An 18,611-nucleotide genomic window follows, 5' to 3' on the forward strand; every position below is an offset into this window, starting at 1 on the left:
AATTCGACCTGCGGACTTTCGAAGGTTGGCGCTTCCCCAGAAGCGCGGCTTTGAGGAACCTTTCGCAGACAACACGGCGGGAGCTTGTTTTCATGTTCGACCATATTTCGATCGGCGTCAAAGACTTGGCGCGTGCGCAAAAATTTTATGACGCAGCCCTTTCTCCTCTTGGCTACGAACGCGTGACCAATTTCGACGGCACTGTCGGATATGGTGCGGAGCGCGCGCAGTTCTGGGTCAGCGAGGTGGAGCGCCCCGTACCAGCTGATCGTGGCTCCGGCCTGCATTTCTGCTTCGTGGCGCCAAGCCAGGAAGCGGTCGACGCCTTCTATGCCGCCGGGATCGCCAATGGCGGTGAAGACAATGGCAAGCCGGGCATCCGGCCCGACTACAGCCAGTTCTACTACGCCGCCTTCGTTATCGACCCCGATGGCTACCGGCTGGAAGCCTATTTCAAGACGGGCGAATAGCTCGCTGCACAAGGTAAAATAAAGGCCCGATCATCTCGCCGGAATCAATCCGGCGAGCCTGTGGAGCTCCGGCCGATTTTCGCGACCATTTGACTTTCAGGCTGTTGTCAGGCTTCTGTCATAATAGACGCCCGATAGTGGTCGTTTGACATTCTCACAACGCGGGCGAGCACTCATTTTGAACCTGTTCAGACAGTGGCCGGCGTCTCTGATGTACGACAACTCCATTGCTTACACAAAACGGAACGCGCCTGTCAGCAGATCCTCTTTTGTGTTTCTCGCGCTCTTCGCGCTCTGGTGGGCGCTGTTGTTTGTCTTCTATCATTTTCCCAGCATCGATCTCGTCGTTGCCAAGAGTGTCTTCACCGCTACGCCCTGTGCGTCGACTGCAATTCCGAATGAAGTCTGCGGCGTCTTCGACCTGGCCAAGAACCCTATCTTCGAGATCGTGCGAGATGTGACGCTCGCCCTACCCTACATCGCCATCGTCGTTCTGATTGCCATCTTGATTTCGTCCTGGCGCAAATACGGCACAGGCTGGCGGACGCTGAAAACGGATCGGTACATCGCTGCACTGATATCGCTCGCCATCGGCTGCGGTCTTATCGTCAACACGCTGCTCAAGAGCTACAGCGGCAGGCCGAGGCCGCGCAGCACGGATCTCTTCGGCGGCTCGCTGGATTTCGTCCAGGCGGGTTCGTTTGCCGGCCGGTGTCTTGGAAACTGTTCCTTCGTCTCCGGCGAGGCGTCGTCCGGTGGCTGGTTGCTTTGCCTTGTCCTGCTGCTACCGCCGCGCCTGCGTTTTCCGCTCGGCATTCCCCTTGCTGTCGTCTCGATCATGATGCCGATGATGCGCGTGATGACAGGAGCCCACTATCTATCCGACGCGGTCCTCGGCTGGCTCTTGTCCTTGGTGGTCTTTGCCGCAGCCATTGCGGTCATCGATCTCCTGCGGTCGGGAACGTCAGCCCGGTCCTGAAAGCAATCGGCTCAGCCGGCATTGCGCATACGGATCAGGCGGCTGCGCCTCGCCGCCTTGCGCACACGAACTGCCATCTCGCTCAACGCAAAGGGCTTCACGAGATAGTCGACGGCGCCAATATTCATAGCCATCATCTGGTCCGACAGCTGATCATAGGCCGACATGACGATGACCGGGGTCGTTTCCCCGCGCGCTACCATGAGCTTGAGCAGGTCGAGGCCGCTACCATCGGGCAATCGAAGATCAAGGAGCATCACGTCGTGAGCTTCGGCGGCGATGGCGACCTTGGCGGATTCCAACTCCATTGACCAGTCGACGGACCACCCGTCCGCGCGCAGATGATCGTGCACGGCATTGCCTATGAGTATATTGTCTTCGACCAGTAGAAGCCGCACGATTGCATCCCCAGTTGCAATCAAGCAGCTATGATGCCTATTTCTGACGGCGACCTGAACCTTGGATATGAAGCCGGTAAAAAGGAATGACAACCGAAATTCAGGCTCGAAATAGCCCTGCACAAGAACTTGTCATTCAGGTAAATGTCAGGATTGGTGACCATGGTGGCCGGCTTTAACAGCCAAAGCACACCCTGCAGCGATGGGTTTCCCGGCGCCCAGCCGATAGCCCATGCCTCGGAGACGACCATTGACTAACGAAAAAGCATTATCTGGCCAACAGAAGTTCAGGCCAGCAATCGGCAGTATCACACTATGTCTTATAGCCACGCTTTATGTACTTCTTGTGACAAATCGGATGTTCTGGACCAAGGCTTACGGCTATTTCATCGCCGAGCCCGCAGCCTTCGCCGCCTTCGTCATTGGCATCTCTGCGGCGATCATGGCGCTCTTCACGCTCTTCTCCGCTAAGTACGTCACGAAGCCGGTCCTGATCTTCTTCATTCTGGTGGCATCGGTATCTTCCTGGTTCAATGACCAGTTCGGCGTCATCATCGACAAGGAAATGATCCGCAATGCGGCCGTTTCGACGGGCGCGGAAAGCGGCCACCTGATCACGACGCGCTTCATCACCTATGTTTTGCTGACGGGCGTCTTGCCGTCGCTTGTCGTCGCGTGGGTCCGGATCGTCCACCGCCCCATCCTCAAGAAGCTCGCCTACAATACCGCAGTCATCCTCGCCTGCTCGACGATCTTCGTCATCGCCGGGACGACCTTCTATAAGACTTACGCCGGTGTTGGCCGTGCGCATCGCGACCTGATGGATACGCTTAATCCGGTGATCCCGATCACCAGCGCGGTGCGTTACGTCATCGATACGCAGAGGAACGCAAATGTCGTCGCGCAGCCGCTCGGCACGGATGCCCACCGGGTCGGTGTCGTCGACAAGGGCAAGCCGCGCGTGACGATCATCGTCGCCGGAGAGACGGCCCGCGCACAGAACTTTTCGCTCGGCGGCTACGCCAAGATGACCAATCCGGAATTGGCAAAGCGCAACGTCGTCTATTTCCCGAATACAAGCAGCTGCGGAACGGCAACGGCCACCTCCATACCCTGCCTGTTCTCGGTGTACACGCGAGCACAGTACTCGCATCGCAAGGGACTTGAGACGGAGAACCTGCTCGATGTGCTGACCCATGCCAAGGTCGATATCACCTGGCTGGATAACGACACCGGCAGCTACGACGTGACCAATCGCGTCTCCTATACCTATCTGCCGCCCTCTGCCGATCCGCGCTTCTGCAAGGATGGCGAGTGCAAAGACGAGATCCTCGTCGACAAGGTCGACGGCTGGCTCGACAAGGTGAAGGGCGACAGCGTGCTGGTGCTGCACCAGCTCGGCAGCCACGGCCCGGCCTACTATCAGCGTTATCCGGAAGAATTCCGTCGCTTCCAGCCGGATTGCCGCTCCAACGACTTCAGCTCCTGCTCGCAGGAGGAAATTACCAATGCCTATGACAATACGATCCTCTACACGGATCACATCGTCTCCATGGTCATCGACAAGCTGAAGCAGCGCTCCGATTCGGTATCCGGCTCGGTGCTCTATTTCTCCGACCACGGCGAGTCACTGGGCGAAAACGGCATCTATCTGCACGGCACGCCCTATATCATCGCACCGTCGCAGCAGACGCATGTGCCGATGCTGGTGTGGATGGCCGACGATCTCGCCAAGGCTGCCGGTTTCGATATGGCATGTCTCTCGAAGCGTGCTGCCGAGGGCACCTACTCCCATGACAATATCTTCCACAGCGTTCTCGGCATGATGGATGTGTCGACGAAGGTGTATGATCCCTCGCTCGACGTCTTTGCCGCCTGCCGCACGCCGTCGAACAAGCTGGCGCTGAACTGACAGACTGAATGATGTCCGGCGGCCCCTCGTGATGGGAGGCCGCCGGACCATCGGGATCATTCAAAGACGCTTGGGCTCGCGGATCGTCCGCTCGTTTTCCAAATTGCCGGTATTGAGCGTCGTATTGCGCTCGAACAGCACGACTTCGCAGGTCGGTTCGGCGACCGGGCAATGCTCCACGCCATGCGGAACGATGATGTATTCGCCGGGTCCAAGGACGATGTCACCGCCGTTTTCTTCGCGCAGCTTCATGCGCAGCGTACCCTTGACGACCAGAAACAGCTCATCTTCCTCTTCATGATGGTGCCAATGGAAGGCGCCATCAAGTTTCGTAAGCTTGATCTGGAAATCATTGATGTCACCGCCAATATGCGGACTCCACGTCTCATCGAATGCTGCAAAAGCTTTGGTAAGGTTGATCTTTTTCAGCACGACCATTTGCTTCCTCCATTTGCGCCCAAACGACGTGATGTCGCCAAGGCTAATATTGGCGGCAGCCGGGCCGAAGACAACGCCGGCCGCCACCTTCGCATATCGAATTCCTCGAAGATTTCCGCCGAAACTTTCCGGGTAGTTGATGAGCAGCAACGGCACTACATGCTGTCTCAACATTATCATTTCGACATATGACAGGAAAAATCATGACGACAAATAATGTCGAATTCGGCCTAGATACTTTCGGCGACGTGACCTTTGACGACAAGGGCACGCCGCTGCCGCATGCGCAGGTGCTGCGCAACGTCGTCGAGGAAGGCGTTCTCGCCGATCAGCTCGGGATAGACTTCTTCGGCATCGGCGAACACCACCGCGAGGACTTTGCCGTCTCCTCGCCCGAGACCATCCTCGCGGCCATCGCCAGTCGCACATCGAAAATTCATCTGGGATCGGCTGTAACCGTGCTGAGCTCGGACGACCCGATCCGCGTGTTTCAGCGCTTCTCCAGCCTGAACGCTGTCTCAAACGGCCGTGCCGAAGTCATTCTCGGCCGCGGTTCGTTCACGGAGTCCTTCCCTCTGTTCGGCTTCGAGCTGTCGCAGTACGAGCAGCTCTTCGAGGAAAAGCTCGATCTGTTCGCGGCCTTGCTCAAGAACGAGCCGGTGAACTGGCAGGGCAGCATCCGGCCGCCGCTACGCAATCAGAAGGTCTTCCCGACCATCGAGAGCGGCCAGCTGAAGACCTGGATCGGCGTCGGCGGCAGCCCGGAATCGGTGGTGCGCGCCGCCCATTACGATCTACCGCTGATGCTAGCGATCATCGGCGGTAGCCCCTATCGCTTCCAGCCCTATGTCGACCTCTATCACCGCGCCTTCGAACAGCTCGGCAAGCCTGTGCAGCCGATCGGCATCCATTCGCCGGGCTACATCGCCGAAACGGACGAACAGGCGCGCGAGGAGCTGTGGCCTTGCTTCAAGGCAATGCGCGACCGCATCGGCCGCGAACGTGGCTGGCCGCCGATGACGCGCGCGGAATTCGACAACGAGATCGAGAAGGGCTCGCTCTATGTCGGCTCGCCGGAAACGGTCGCCGCCAAACTCGCCCCGGTCGTGAAGACGCTCGGCATCAACCGCTTCCAGCTGAAGTACAGCGCCGGCGCACTCGGCCACGAGAAGATGCTGCGCTGTATCGAGCTCTATGGACAGAAGGTGATCCCGGCAGTGCGCGCTGCGCTCGCAGCGTAATCCCGGCCGGATATTCCTTCTCGTCGTTCGATCAAATCAGCGGGCGCTTCGCAACACGGCGAAGCGCTCTTTCTTTTGCTCTGTCATCTTTTCGAAGTAAATGCTACAGATAATCTAATTGGTAGCATTTACTACATAAAGATATCAGATGGTAGAGAAGACGCAGAAACCTCGCACTTTCGAAGATCGCGTTCTCGGCGTGATCGAGACACTCGCTCCAGCAGAGCAGCGCATCGCCCGCTTTTTCGTCGATCAGAAGCAGGCTGTCCTGCTGAACTCAGCCGCCCAGATCGCGCAGCTCGCCGGCACCAGCGACGCGACGGTTGTCCGCACCGCGCGCGCCCTTGGCTTCGAAAGCCTGTCGACGCTGCGAGCCGCCCTGCTCGAGGAATTGACGGGAGCACCGTCCCCCGGAACGCGGATGCAACGCACGCTGGCTGAAACCGGCAGCCAGGCCAGCGATGCGCTTCACCACGTCATCGGCATGCACGAGCAGGCTTTGGAGGTTCTGCGACGCGAGGAATTTGCCGCAAGCTTCGAGCGTTGCGTCGATAATCTCGCGAACGCCGCGCGACGCCATGTCTTCGGCATTGGCCCTTCGGGTGCAGTGGCGGACTATGCCAGCCTGCAGTTCAACCGCATCGGCCTGCCGACCAACGCACTCTCGGCCTCCGGCATCGCACTTGCGGATCGCCTGCTCTGGATCGGCAAGGGCGACGTGGTGCTGATGATCGCCTATGCGCCGCTCTATCGCGAAGTCGAAGTGCTGCTCGAGCAGGCCGGCAAGCATGATGTGCCGGTCATCCTGATCAGCGATGATCTCGGCCTGCTGATTGCCGATAGGGTAGCTGAAGTCCTGCCCGTCCCGCGCGGCAATGCCGGTCACCTCGCCATGCATGGCGGCACGATGGTGCTGATCGAATCCCTGATCGTCGCACTCGCCGCCAAGGGCAGGGACGTCGCCATCGACAGCCTTGACCGGCTCAGCCAGCTACGAGGCGCCATCGACAAGACATGGAGCAAGCGCGGCACGAGGAAACGCAGATGAACGACGCCAAAGTACAGCGCGCACGCCACATCGGCGTTTGGCCAAGCCACAACTCATCCAAGACATGAAGAACAAACGTCCGGAAAATACCATTCACATTCAAAGCCCTAACCGTCATTCGGGAATCAATTCATGAACAGCCTCACACCCATTCTCTCCACCGTGACGGCATCCTTCCTCGGCTCCTTCGTCGAGGTCGTGGAGGCCTTCACCATCGTCCTTGCGGTCGGCGTCACGCGAAGCTGGCGGCCGGCGCTCACTGGCGCCGCGCTTGCTCTTGCCGTGCTGGCCGCCCTCGTTCTCATCTTCGGGCCACTGCTGGCGCTGATACCGATCGAGACGCTGCAATTCGTCGTCGGCGTTCTCCTCATCCTGTTCGGCATGCGCTGGCTGCGAAAAGCCATCCTCCGCTCGCTTGGCGTCATCGCCCTGCACGACGAGGAAGCAGCCTTCTCGAAGGAGACGGCTGCATTGCAGGCACAGTCCACGGATCGCCGCGCCGATTATCTCGCCGGCCTCGCCGCCTTCAAGGCGGTGCTGCTCGAAGGTGTCGAAGTGGTCTTCATCGTCATCGCCGTCGGCGGCGCGCATGGCCTCACGCTCTATGCCGGCCTCGGCGCCCTTGCCGCCTTCGTGCTCGTCATGCTGATCGGGCTTCTGGTGCATCGTCCGCTCGCCACCGTGCCCGAAAACACCCTCAAATTCGTCGTCGGCCTGATGCTCACCAGCTTCGGCATCTTCTGGACCGGTGAAGGCATCGGCGCGCACTGGCCGGGAGAAGATCTCGCCTTGATCGCCATCTTCGCGATCGTCTCGCTCGCCTCCTACGCCATCATCCGCGGCTTGCGCGGCAACCCAGCAGCAAAGGCAGCCCAATGACCGTTTTGCGCATCGCCCTGTCCGAGCTTATCGGCATGTTCATCGATGATGGCAGCCTCGCAACCCTCTGCCTCATCCTCATTCTCATCATTGCCGGCGCGGTGGAGTTTCTCGCCATGCCGCCGCTCGCAGGCGGCCTTCTCCTGCTGGTCGGTTGTCTCGCCATCCTGCTCTATAGCGTCCGCCGCGCCGTGAAACGTTGAGATTCACAACCCTCTGCAAGGCTCTACGGCGCCGCGCGTCATATATGACGCGCAAAGGACGCTGTAGCACTTTAAAACTGCTGCATAATTTCATCTTAAATCGATGCCGATTTAAGGAATTATGCAGCTGATTTGCAGCGGGTTGCCGCGTCAGCTGCCACTCTGGTTTAGCTCTCGACAGAAGCTTTCGCAGATGCGAAGAATCCCGCACGCCCAGCGAAAAGGAGAAACGGCATGAGCAGCGCCTATCCCGAAGTCTATCTCGTACGGCACGGGCAGACGGAGTGGAGCCTTTCCGGCAGGCACACCGGCCGGACCGATATTCCCCTGACAGCTGCCGGCGAGGAAGCCGCCCGCAAGGTCGCGGGCCGCCTGCCCGCGATCGATTTCGCAGCCGTCTGGTCCAGCCCGTCGCAGCGCGCGCAAAACACCTGCGCATTGGCAGGCTTCGGTGACCGGCGCGTCGTCAAGGACGACCTGACGGAATGGGATTACGGCGCCTATGAGGGCATAACCACCAAGGCGATCCTTGCCGAACGCCCGGGCTGGCAGGTCTTTCGCGATGGCTGCCCGAACGGTGAATCAGCCGCTGATGTCGGTGCGCGCGCTGATCGGATCATCGGCGAACTTCGCGCCATCAACGGCTCCGTCCTGATCTTTTCCAGCGCCCATTTCCTGCGCGTCTTCGCCGCCCGCTGGGTCGGCCTGCCGCCTGAAGGCGGTGAGCATCTTGTCCTCGACACCACGAGCATCAGCGTGCTCGGCTACGAGCACGATCTGACCGAGCCGGTCATCCGCCGCTGGAACGAAGTCTGACCAACGCACAATCCGCCAGACTTTACAAGCGTTTCGAGCGGCCTGTAGCCGCTCGATGTTTTTAAAGAGGTCGGCCTTCAGCCGCTTACCAGGGCTTGAGGCCTAGCAGCTTCTCGCCGAGCGGCGTCAGTTCGGCCGTCGTCGCATTGTGCCTTTCCCATTCGCGGGGATCGCCGGGAAAGGCGTCGCGCTTCGGCGAGTCCAGCTCCCGCCACAGGCGGATGCGTTCCTCGCGCTCGGCGACATTGTCGTATTCCGCCGGATGCATGGAGACATATTGCGCCATGCGGACGCGGCTGTCGGAATGGTTGGGGCGGACGCCATGCGCCAGCAGCGAGTTAAAGATCATGAGATCGCCGGGTTCCATGTCGATATTGACGACCGAAAGACCTGTCATGTCGGGGTGCATCGGATCGCGATCGGCCGGCTGCATCTTTTCCCATTCGTAGAAATGCTCGAAAAGCTCCGGAACGCACTGAAACCCGCCGACATCGCCATCCTGCTTCTTCAGGCTCAGAACGCCCTGGACGCCGATCGGTAGAGGACGGATCGAGGTATCGACATCCCAGTGGATGAAGCCGTTCGGATTGCCCTTCACCTTCTTCGGCGGGTTGAGGTTGGCACGATCGATGGTGACCCAGAGATCCTCCCGATCCCAGATGTCGACGAAGACATCGTAGATGCGCTTTTCCATCCGGTTGTCCCAGAGATACTGGTGATTGTAGATCTCCAGCATGCCGGTGTTGTTGAGTTCCTTCATCTTGTGCTCGCGCCGCTGCGGCGCATACCAGGTGGTGGGATCGTTCGGGTCCTTCTCGTCAAAACGCCACAAAACGTCGGCAAGCCGCTCGACATTCGCCGCCGGCACCGCCTGGCGCACGATCACATAGCCCCTCGTGATCCAATGCTGCCAGTCGTCCTTTGACAGCACTCTGAGCGGCAACGCCTTCTGGATGTCCTTCAGTTGCGTCGTGACCGAAGATGCGGTCGGGTGAGCGTCTCGTTTCAAGGCAGGCTGCATCGGTTTCCTCCATCTCGCTGGCCCCTTTGTTCTCGGGTGACGGAAGAAGTTGTAGCTTGAACCGGAGTTTTGATGTTGCCCGGCTCTGGCGAATTCTGATACTATTCTGGCCTCAATAATACCATGGACGCCCCATGAGGCCCTATCTCGAAGTCCTGCCCCGTTCGCCGGAAGCATCCTGGAGCATGCTGAACCGTAGGCTCGACGACTGCATCCCCTTCCAGTGGCACCACCATCCGGAATTCGAGCTGACGCTGACGTTGAACTCCATCGGGCAGCGCTTCATCGGCGATCACAGCGGCGACTATGCCGACGGCGATCTCGTTCTTGTCGGACCCAACCTGCCGCACAGCTGGGTTTCGCGCGCCAAGATCGAGGAGGAAAAGCCGCATGTCGCGCTGGTGCTCTGGTTCAATCGCGAATGGCTTTTGCAGATGACGGGCGGCGCCGTCGAATTCCGCTCGATCGAGGCAATGCTGCAGCGTGGAGACAACGGCCTGCGCTTTTCGGAGGCGACCGCCGCAGCCGTCCGCTCCGCCTTCGAAACCATTTTCGAAAAGCCGCCCGTGGAACGCCTTCTGGCTTTGCTCGGCATTCTGGTGAGGGTCGCGGAAGATCGGCAGGCGACACCGCTTGCAAGCGCGCCGGCCCAGGCTCCGGATCTCAAGGAAAGCCGCGAGCGTATCGACCGCGTCCTGACCCATATGCACCTTCACTATGCGCGTGCGATCAACCTCGACGAGCTTTCCGATATCGCGGCACTCAGCGTCTCCGGCCTGCACCGCATGTTTCGCCGCCATACCGGCGGGACGATATCGGACTATCTCATGCGCATGCGCATCGGCGACGCCTGCGCCCGCCTCTCCTCCACCGATCAGGCCATCCACCACATCAGCGATGCCGTCGGCTACAGCTCGCTCGCCAATTTCAACAGGCAGTTCAAGGCGCTGAAGGACATGACCCCACGTGAATACAGAGCGATGTTTCTCAGGCGCTGACAGTCACAATCGCAAGCAGCTTGGCAATTTTGGCTGCTGCCGCATCGGCGGCCTCCGCCTCCATGCGGGCGATGCCGAGCAGTAGTCCGGGTCGCGCATCGCCGAGATACAGCGCCGATATCGGTCGCACCGCGAAACCGTTGGAATTGATGGTCCGTACGACAGCGACATCATCGGTCTTGGTATTGCGGAACCAGCTCGCGAGCTGCAGTCCGCCGCCACCCGCTCCAATCTCCAGCCAGGTGCCGCAATGACGATTGAGTGCCTCGACGGTCGCCGCCATGCGCTCGGCATAAATGGCATTCATGTGCCTCAGATGCGCACGAAACCGTCCCTCGCGCATGAAATCGGCAAGGGCCGCCTGGATATGAACAGGCACGATGGTGCCTCTGAGCCGCTGCACCGCCTCGGTTGCCGCCAGAAGCCTGGAAGGCACGACGGCATAGGCGACACGCAGCCCCGGCGCGAGCGTTTTCGAAAAGGTGCCGACATAGGCGACGACTTCGCCGCGATCGATGCCCTGCAAGGCGGCGATCGGGCGCGAGGCATACTGGAACTCGCTATCGTAATCGTCCTCCAGCACGATAGCACCGTTGGCGCGGGCGAATTCGAGCAGGGCGAGACGGCGCGGCAGGCTCATGGTGACGCCGGTCGGATATTGGTGCGAAGGGGTAACGTAGATCAGACGCGGCGATGGCCCGGCACCTTGCGCGATGTCGAGACCCTCCACATCGCAAGGCACCGGCACGAGATTGGCTCCCGCCATCCGCAGGATCGCCTGCGCGCTGGCATAACCGGGCTCCTCCATCCAGACGACCTCGCTGGCCGGATCCCCGGGAGAGATCAGCACGCTCGCGAGAAGCCCGATCGCAGCGCCCGTCGACGGGACGATGACAACCTGTTCGGGACGGGCAATCACGCCGCGCGTCGCCGCGATATGTTCAAGGATGGCTTCGCGTAGCTCGCGCACACCGCCATGATCGCTGTAGCCGAGATCATGCACTCGCAAAGAACGGCCCCGAGCGCCGAGACAGCGCGCCCAGGCGGCATGGGGAAAAGCCGAAACGTCAGGTACGCCAGGCTCGAACAATCCCCCGGTCTTGAACTCCGTAATGCGGGGCTGGTTCGGCAGTGGTGCAGCAGCCTGCCCGGACAAGGGGGCCGACGGAAAGGCTGCGACGCGCGTTGCCGCACCAGTCGCGGACTGCAGATAGCCCTCAGCCTTCAGGCGATCATAGGCGTTGACGACGGTCGAGCGCGCCACGCCGAGCGAGACGGCCATCGTCCGGGTTGAAGGAACACGCTGCCCTGCCGGCATCTGACCATGCAGGATACGATAGCGCATCAAGCGATAGACCTGTCCCTCCAGGTCACCCGAACTCCGGTCGAGTGCCGGCCATTGCGCCACCGCTACCATGAAACCTCAACTGGTCTGCTAAAAATCAAAAAACTGGTCGTTTATAGCCTACCTCTTTGCTGACAGAGATCAACGCTCAATCGACGAGGATGACATGGCCGATCTCTATCCGCCCGACACCAACGACTACCCAACGACCGAGCGCACTCGCGTCCGGCGCAGCCCGAAGCGCGGCAGCCACGCCCATGCCGATGTTCACGCCATTCTGGATGCGGCCCCGCTCTGTCACGTCGGCTATGTTATCAATGGCGCGCCCTATGTAACGCCGACCCTGCACTGGCGCGAAGGCGATCATGTCTATTGGCACGGCTCGTCGGCGAGCCGCTTCCTGCGCGCCGCCGAAGATATGCCTGTCTGCCTGACGTGCAGCATCATGGACGGCTATGTGATGGCCCGTTCCGCCTTCAATCACTCCGTCAACTATCGCTCTGCCATGGTCTTCGGCACGGCTCGCTTGATCGATGATGTCGAGGAGAAGACGGATGCGCTGCGCCGTTTCGTCGAAGACCTGTTTCCCGGTCGTTGGGACAGCTTGCGGCCGATGACCAAACAGGAGGTCAAGGCAACCTCCGTGATGTGGATGAAAATCGAGGAGGCTTCGGCCAAGGTCCGCAACGGCCCGCCTGGCGATATCGACGAGGCAAATCATCCGGTCTGGGCCGGCGTCCTGCCGATCGAAAGCCGTCTGGTATCGCCGCAGCCGGCGCCCGGCTTGCCCTACGAGATAGAACTGCCACCATCCGTGGCGGAGCTGATACAATCGGGCCGACTTCGCTAGAGCATTGTTTTTACGCAATTCCGAGCACAAAACCGCTTCGCGCTTTTGCTGGAATTGCTCTAAGCTGCATTTGATGACCAAAGGATTTTGACATGGATCTGACGAACTGGAAGGGCGTAGCCCGCCCCGAGCGTATCACCCTTGAAGGCCGCTACACTCGGATCGAGCCGCTCGATGCGGCCCGTCATGGCGACGACCTCTTTGCCTCGGCACGAGCTCCCGGCGCGGAAGATCGCTTTCGCTATCTCTTCGAGGATGCGCCGGCCGACCAAGCTGCTTTCTCGCCCTGGCTCGAGAAAGCCGCATCCAGCGCCGATCCGCTCTTCTTCGCGACGATCGACAAACGGACGGGACACGCCGAGGGCCGACAGGCGCTGATGCGCATCGACAACACGCATGGCGTCATCGAGATCGGCAACATCCTTTGGGGACCCGCCATCGCCCGCAGCCGCGTGACGACGGAAACGCTCTATCTTTTCGCATCCTATGTATTTGACACGCTCGGCTATCGCCGCTTCGAATGGAAGTGCAACAACCTCAACGAACCGTCGAAGCAGGCAGCCGAACGTTTCGGCTTCGTTTACGAAGGCATTTTCCGCCAGCACATGGTCGCCAAGGGGAAGAACCGCGATACCGCCTGGTTTGCCATGATCGATGCCGATTGGCCGCGTCTGAAGGCTGGCTACGAACGCTGGCTGGCCCCGGAGAATTTTGACGAAGCCGGCCAGCAGAAGACGAAGCTGACATTCGCCTAGGCTCAGTTCCTGTGGCCCCGATCTATAGGAGCTTACGAAAATAGATGACGCGCCTGGTTTCGACGAAGCCGAGCGCCGTATGGAAGGCGTGGCTCGCAAGATTGTCGATCAGGGCATCCGACGCGAATTCCGTGCAATCGGCCGAACGTCCCCAGGCGGCGACCGCCTGGCAAAGCGCCTGCGCCACCCCCTCCCGTCGATGTTCCGGCCGCACATAGATGCCTTCCAGGAACAGGACTGGCGAGGTCTCGCAGCCATTGACGTAATCGTGCCGCAATGTCGCTTCAGCAAAACCGACGACATGACCGGCACGATCGATCGCAAGAAACGCAACGGCATTTTCATTAGCGCGAAATTGCGCCAGTTCCGCACGATGACGTTCGAACGAACTATCGGGCCAAAGCTCGGTGCGCAATCGCACCCACGCCTCCAGATGCTCGTCCGCCGCCTGCTCTATCCGCATGTCTTGATCTCCCATGGAGCTGTCTATCCCCGGCGAACGGAAAAATTTCGCTTTCGACTCCACAATCATCGCGCTACATATCACGCATACTCAGGCGCAAATTTTCCGCCGACTAGAATCTGAGGATGATGGAATGACATTTCAAAGCAGTTCGCGTCTTTACGCTGCTGTTTCCTCCCTGCTGTGGCCCGCCATCTTCTGCGCCGGATTGACCGGTGCATATTTCGCCTTCGAGTCGAATATGCATCTGCTCTGGTTTAACGTCGTCTATCTGTCGACAGTGGCGGTGATTGCCCTTTTCGAGCGGTTGATGCCCTACGAGAAAACCTGGCAGAAGCGCGATGGCGAGACCTTCAACGATATTGCCCATACGCTGCTGAACAAGGGCGGCGTGCAGATCGCCGCTGCGATCGGCACCTCTTTTCCGATGGCCGTTGCAACGGTCGCGCAGCCGGCGCTGAGCTATCATTCGCATTTTTGGCCGGATCAATGGCCTATGGCGTTCCAGGTGGTACTCGGCCTCGTCGTTGCCGAATTCGGCCTCTATATGGCGCATCGCCTGGCGCATGAGCATCTGTCATTATGGCGCTTCCACGCGCTGCATCACAGCGTCGAACGCCTTTGGGTCATCAACACCGGCCGCTTCCACGTCATCGACACGTTGTTCAAGATAGCCCTCGGCCAGATTCCGCTTTACCTGCTCGGCGCACCGCTGCCGGTCTTTCTCTGGATCGGCGCGGTCACGGCTTTCATTGGTCTTTTGACCCATTGCAATGTCGACATGCGCACCGGCCCACTCGACCTCATATTCTCGACGCCGCGCCTTCATCGCTGGCATCATTCCAAGATTCTTGCCGAGGGAAATACGAATTATGGGGAAAACCTCGTGATCTGGGATCAGCTTCTCGGCACCTTCTACAACCCGCCGCGTCCATCCTCGACCGATATCGGCATCACGGGGAAGGTCGCCAAGGGTTTCCTCGCCCAGCTTGCCCAGCCCTTCTCCAGGAAGGGCCGCAAGGAGATTATCGGCAAGAAGCCCAAGGAACTGATTCTCAAGGAAGAACAGGCCGCAAAAGCTGCCGCTGAAAGGCAACGTGAAGCCGCCTCTATGCGCAAATCAGGCTGACAAAACGCGCGAAAGGCGCACCAGTTTCGCGTTTGGACGGGTGCTTTGTCGCGCATGCCTTGTGGACAGAAACATCGTGAAAAATTGCAGCCCCGCAATATGCGTATTTCGGTTTCAAACTGAGAAGATCTTGTCATTTAACGTGTATTGAAAAAGGCAGGCTGGGGGTTTACCTAACTCCGAGCATTTAATTCAGACGAAAGATCAGGAAAATCATTGAGATGGAAGGGAGGTTTGCCACAGAATACCTTAAGCAACTTCACAGAATATTTTTCATTTCCAGAGAAATAGATCGCCTTGAGCGAGAATTCATCAAGCAAGGCATAGCACATTTCCATGTTTCCGGCGCCGGCCACGAGTCCACGGCGCTTCTCAACGAATTCCTTCAGGACGACGACTGGCTGCATCTGCATTATCGCGACAAGGCCCTGATGCTGGCGCGCGGCATGCCCATTCGTGAGTTCTTTTCCAGCCTGCTTGCGACAGCCAATTCCCATTCCGCCGGCCGGCAGATGAGCGCGCATCTTTCCTCCCGCGCTCTCAATATTACGTCGATCGTCGGCCCCGTCGGCAACAATGCGCTGCACGCCGTCGGCGTTGCCGCCTCCTTGAAGCATAAGCCCGGCATGCCGATCGCCATCTGTTGCGCCGGCGACGGCACCACGCAGCAGGGCGAATTCCTCGAAGCCGTCGCCGAAGCCGTGCGCAGCCAGTACCCTGTTGTCTTCGTCATCGAGGACAACAGCTTCTCCATCTCGACGCGCACGAGCAAGCAGACATTCTTCGACCTGCCAGCTGGCCCGGCCTCCTCTTTCTATGGTGTCGATATCATCCGCACGGATGGCGACGACCTGACCGCATCGCGCGAGGCCTTCCGCAAGGCTGTCCGCCATAGCCGCAACAACCGCACGCCGAGCATCGTGCTTCTGAACGTCGAGCGCCTTTCCGATCACACCAACGCCGACGATCAGAAGACCTATCGCACGCTGCTCGAAATCGAGGCAGGCTCTTCGCGTGATCCGCTGCCGAACCTGCGAGCAATGCTGCAGAAGGCGGGTGTCGACGCCGATGCCCTGCAGAAAATCGAACAGGAACTGATTGCCGAAGTGCAGGCGGAAGCTGCCCTTGCACGCAAGGAAGACGCCCCGAAGGTCGAGCCGGATGCAAAGGCTCCCTACCCCGCCTCGTTCAATGGCAAGGCGGAATATCGCGGCAATGAAAATGCGTCGACGCTGACGATGCGCGAGGCGCTCAATGTCGTCCTCGACAAGCAGCTGGCCGCCAATCCCGATGTCGTCCTGTTCGGCCAGGATATCGAGGACCCGAAGGGGGACGTTTTCGGCGTCACCCGCGGCCTCAGCACGAAATATCCCGACCGCGTGCGCAACGCCGCCCTCACCGAGTCGACGATCGTCGGCACGGCGGTTGGCCGCGCACTGGCTGGCCAGCGCCCCGTCGCCTTCCTGCAGTTCGCCGATTTCCTGCCGCTCGCCTATAACCAGATCGTCTCGGAAATGGGTAGCATGTTCTGGCGCAGCAATGGCGCCTGGGAAGCGCCCGTCATCCTGATGGTGAGCTGCGGCGGCTACAAGCCCGGCCTCGGCCCGTTCCATGCGCAGAGCTTCGAGGGGATGCTGGCGCATACGCCCGGCATCGACGTCGTCATGCCCTCCAGCGCCGGCGATGCGGCCGGCCTGCTCAATGCCGCCTTCGAATCGCGGCGCCCGACGGTTTTCCTCTATCCGAAGGCCGTTCTCAACAATTCCGACGGCCGCACTTCCGAGGATCTGGACAAGCATTTCGTCCATCCCGGCCTGTCGCGCCACGTCGCGCGCGGTCGTGACATCACGCTCGTCAGCTACGGCAATACCGTTTCGCTCTGCGCCAATGCAGCAAGTGCTTTCGAGGCCCAGGGCTTCTCGGTCGAGGTGATCGATCTCCGCTCGATTTCGCCATGGGACGAAAAGGAAGTGCTGGCGAGCGCACGCCGAACCCGCCGCTTGATCGTCGTCCATGAAGACAACCGCACCGTCGGCATGGGTGCCGAAATCATCGCGACCGTCACCGAAAAGACCGACGTGCCTGTCGTCGTACGCAGGCTTGCCCGCTCTGACGCACACATCCCCTTCAACTTCCGCAATCAGCTCGAAACCTTGCCGTCTTACCGCAAGCTCGTCGACCTGATGGCCGAGGTCCTCGAATGCGAGGTGACCTGGCACGAGGAGGACGATAGCGGCCCGACGGCAGCCATCAAGGCGATCGGCTCCGGCCCGGCCGACGAAAACGTTCTGGTGACCGATATGCTCGTCAAGCCCGGCGACAAGATCGAAGTTGGCCAGCTCGTTGCCGTCGTCGAAGCGACGAAGGCCTCGGTCGAAATCTGCGCCAATATCGGCGGTGTCGTGCAGGAAGTCTTCGCCAAGATCGGCGACCAGATCGCCACGGACAGCCCGCTTCTGACTGTTGATGCCAACCGCGATCTGAGCGAGCAGAACTTCGCGCTCGCCTCCGAAATCCAGAACAAGTTCGTGCTGCGGCGCCTGAAGTCGCATGTCATCCCGACCCTGCGCCGCCATACCGGCAGCTTCTCTGAAGTCGCCATCAACGGCATCGGTTTTGCAACGGGCGCGCGCTGCGTTACCAACGAAGAAATCATCCACAATTGGCCGAACCGCCGCGCCGACGAAATTCTCGCGCTGACCGGCATCAAGAGCCGCTTCTGGGTCGGACCTGAGGAAGGCACGCTGAGCCTTGCGACAAAGGCCGCGCGCGATCTCCTCAAGCAGAACCAGATCTCGATCCACGATATTGATCTGGTGATTGCCGCCACCGGAACGCCTGACATCGCCACGCCGTCTCTTGCAAGCCGCGTCGCGGTTGCCGTTGCCGAAGACGGCGTACGCCCCTCGCTGGCCGCCTATGACATGGGCGCGGCCTGCTCCGGCTATCTCTACGCCCTGCAACAAGCCTATGATTTCATTGCGCAGCAGAACGACGCCAAGGTGCTGATCATCACCTCGGAAGTCCTGTCGCCGCTGCTCGACATGAATGATTTCTCGACAGCGATCCTTTTCGGCGACGCCGCGACGGCCAGCCTCGTGACGAGCCGTGACATGGCGCGCAACCCGCTCTTCACCGCCAGCCGTCCGATCGTCAGCGGCCGTCCGGAGCCGGGCGATCTGCTCTACGTTCCGCTGCCTGACGATGGCGTCATCGCCATGAACGGCCGTTCGGTCTTCACCGAAGCCGTGCATTCGATGACACGCTCGATCGAAAATGCCTGCGTCGACGCCGGCATCGAGCTTGCCAATCTCGATCTCCTGGTGCCGCATCAGGCCAACCAGCGCATCATCGATACGATTGCCAAGCGCAGCGGCCGCCCGGCCCTCAGCGTCATCGAGACCTACGGCAACACCAGCTCGTCAAGCATTCCGCTTGCCATGCTGCATGTCGCCCATGAGCGTTCCGAACCGCTCAACCTCGGTCTCGTGGCCTTCGGCGGCGGCATGACGGCAGGCGCTGCGATCGTGCGGACCGTGAAGTAACCAAAACTCGACCCCAAGCGGTCCATCTTAAATTCTGTGCAGCGCGGTCAATCGGCCGCGCTTTGCATATGGTATTTCCCGATCATCATCACTACGTATGCGCGAAGCTTGGAGCTGAGTT

General features: G+C 60.0%; 18 protein-coding genes. 13 read left to right on the top strand and 5 right to left on the bottom strand.

Translation table 11 applies throughout. The features are described from left to right. Window positions 1–92 precede the first annotated feature (92 nt). Window positions 93–470 (top strand): VOC family protein, encoded by a 378-nt coding sequence (locus AC13Q5_RS08935; protein WP_075851282.1) that lies wholly within the window; start codon window positions 93–95, stop codon window positions 468–470. Window positions 471–741: 271 nt separating this feature from the next. Continuing rightward, on the top strand, window positions 742–1,449 hold the full coding sequence (locus tag AC13Q5_RS08940) for a phosphatase PAP2 family protein (RefSeq protein WP_244557755.1): 708 nt from the start codon (window positions 742–744) through the stop codon (window positions 1,447–1,449). Window positions 1,450–1,460: 11 nt separating this feature from the next. On the opposite strand, the gene AC13Q5_RS08945 is transcribed toward AC13Q5_RS08940, so the two are convergent. Continuing rightward, window positions 1,461–1,847 carry a response regulator gene (locus AC13Q5_RS08945; RefSeq protein ID WP_457878042.1) on the bottom strand — a complete coding sequence of 129 codons (387 nt, stop codon included), beginning with the start codon at window positions 1,845–1,847 and terminating at the stop codon, window positions 1,461–1,463. A 232-nt stretch (window positions 1,848–2,079) separates the two neighbouring features. Between AC13Q5_RS08945 and AC13Q5_RS08950 the strand changes: the two genes are divergently transcribed. Next, window positions 2,080–3,759, top strand: a complete 1,680-nt coding sequence (locus tag AC13Q5_RS08950; RefSeq protein ID WP_075851285.1) for a phosphoethanolamine transferase — start codon at window positions 2,080–2,082, stop codon at window positions 3,757–3,759. A gap of 60 nt (window positions 3,760–3,819) precedes the next feature. Here the strand turns inward: AC13Q5_RS08950 and AC13Q5_RS08955 are convergent, their stop codons facing one another. Further along, a complete protein-coding gene (locus AC13Q5_RS08955; RefSeq protein WP_488501459.1) occupies window positions 3,820–4,371 on the bottom strand; it encodes a cupin domain-containing protein in 552 nt (183 codons plus the stop codon). 29 nt (window positions 4,372–4,400) lie between these two features. Between AC13Q5_RS08955 and AC13Q5_RS08960 the strand changes: the two genes are divergently transcribed. From AC13Q5_RS08960 to AC13Q5_RS08980, 5 genes are all read left to right on the top strand, one after another. Next, entirely contained in the window at window positions 4,401–5,438 is a 1,038-nt protein-coding gene (locus AC13Q5_RS08960) for an LLM class flavin-dependent oxidoreductase (RefSeq protein WP_488501460.1), read from the top strand. A 148-nt stretch (window positions 5,439–5,586) separates the two neighbouring features. Next, on the top strand, window positions 5,587–6,486 hold the full coding sequence (locus AC13Q5_RS08965; protein ID WP_488501461.1) for a MurR/RpiR family transcriptional regulator: 900 nt from the start codon (window positions 5,587–5,589) through the stop codon (window positions 6,484–6,486). 132 nt (window positions 6,487–6,618) lie between these two features. Then, the gene (locus AC13Q5_RS08970) at window positions 6,619–7,365 is read left to right on the top strand and encodes a COG4280 domain-containing protein (RefSeq protein ID WP_075851292.1); all 747 of its coding nucleotides are present in this window, start codon (window positions 6,619–6,621) and stop codon (window positions 7,363–7,365) included. Beyond that, on the top strand, window positions 7,362–7,568 hold the full coding sequence (locus AC13Q5_RS08975; protein WP_075851294.1) for a hypothetical protein: 207 nt from the start codon (window positions 7,362–7,364) through the stop codon (window positions 7,566–7,568). The genes AC13Q5_RS08970 and AC13Q5_RS08975 overlap by 4 nt, the downstream gene beginning before the upstream one ends. A gap of 234 nt (window positions 7,569–7,802) precedes the next feature. After that, on the top strand, window positions 7,803–8,384 hold the full coding sequence (locus tag AC13Q5_RS08980) for a histidine phosphatase family protein (RefSeq protein WP_488501462.1): 582 nt from the start codon (window positions 7,803–7,805) through the stop codon (window positions 8,382–8,384). An 85-nt stretch (window positions 8,385–8,469) separates the two neighbouring features. Here the strand turns inward: AC13Q5_RS08980 and AC13Q5_RS08985 are convergent, their stop codons facing one another. Further along, window positions 8,470–9,405: a phytanoyl-CoA dioxygenase family protein gene (locus AC13Q5_RS08985; protein WP_488501463.1), complete on the bottom strand. Its 936-nt coding sequence runs from the start codon at window positions 9,403–9,405 to the stop codon at window positions 8,470–8,472. 134 nt (window positions 9,406–9,539) lie between these two features. On the opposite strand from AC13Q5_RS08985, the gene AC13Q5_RS08990 reads away from it, so the two are divergent. Then, complete coding sequence (locus AC13Q5_RS08990) at window positions 9,540–10,403, top strand: helix-turn-helix domain-containing protein (RefSeq protein WP_488501464.1); 864 nt, start codon at window positions 9,540–9,542, stop codon at window positions 10,401–10,403. Here AC13Q5_RS08990 and pdxR read toward each other — a convergent pair. Then, window positions 10,393–11,820, bottom strand: coding sequence for a MocR-like pyridoxine biosynthesis transcription factor PdxR (pdxR, locus tag AC13Q5_RS08995; protein ID WP_488501465.1), 1,428 nt, complete (start codon window positions 11,818–11,820; stop codon window positions 10,393–10,395). The genes AC13Q5_RS08990 and pdxR overlap by 11 nt on opposite strands. 94 nt (window positions 11,821–11,914) lie before the next feature. Here pdxR and AC13Q5_RS09000 point away from each other — a divergent pair, with 94 nt between their 5' ends. Further along, window positions 11,915–12,598: a pyridoxamine 5'-phosphate oxidase family protein gene (locus AC13Q5_RS09000; protein ID WP_488501466.1), complete on the top strand. Its 684-nt coding sequence runs from the start codon at window positions 11,915–11,917 to the stop codon at window positions 12,596–12,598. Between the two features lie 92 nt (window positions 12,599–12,690). After that, window positions 12,691–13,353, top strand: coding sequence for a GNAT family N-acetyltransferase (locus tag AC13Q5_RS09005; protein WP_488501467.1), 663 nt, complete (start codon window positions 12,691–12,693; stop codon window positions 13,351–13,353). 22 nt (window positions 13,354–13,375) lie between these two features. Here the strand turns inward: AC13Q5_RS09005 and aac(6') are convergent, their stop codons facing one another. Beyond that, entirely contained in the window at window positions 13,376–13,816 is a 441-nt protein-coding gene (gene aac(6'), locus AC13Q5_RS09010) for an aminoglycoside 6'-N-acetyltransferase (protein ID WP_075851305.1), read from the bottom strand. Between the two features lie 133 nt (window positions 13,817–13,949). Here aac(6') and olsE point away from each other — a divergent pair, with 133 nt between their 5' ends. Together olsE and AC13Q5_RS09020 are read left to right on the top strand one after the other, a co-directional pair. Beyond that, complete coding sequence (gene olsE / locus AC13Q5_RS09015) at window positions 13,950–14,945, top strand: ornithine lipid hydroxylase OlsE (protein WP_488501468.1); 996 nt, start codon at window positions 13,950–13,952, stop codon at window positions 14,943–14,945. Window positions 14,946–15,166: 221 nt separating this feature from the next. Further along, entirely contained in the window at window positions 15,167–18,490 is a 3,324-nt protein-coding gene (locus AC13Q5_RS09020; protein ID WP_075851308.1) for a thiamine pyrophosphate-dependent enzyme, read from the top strand. Window positions 18,491–18,611: the final 121 nt, after the last annotated feature.

This window comes from Martinezella sp. CNPSo 3964, from assembly GCF_057784375.1.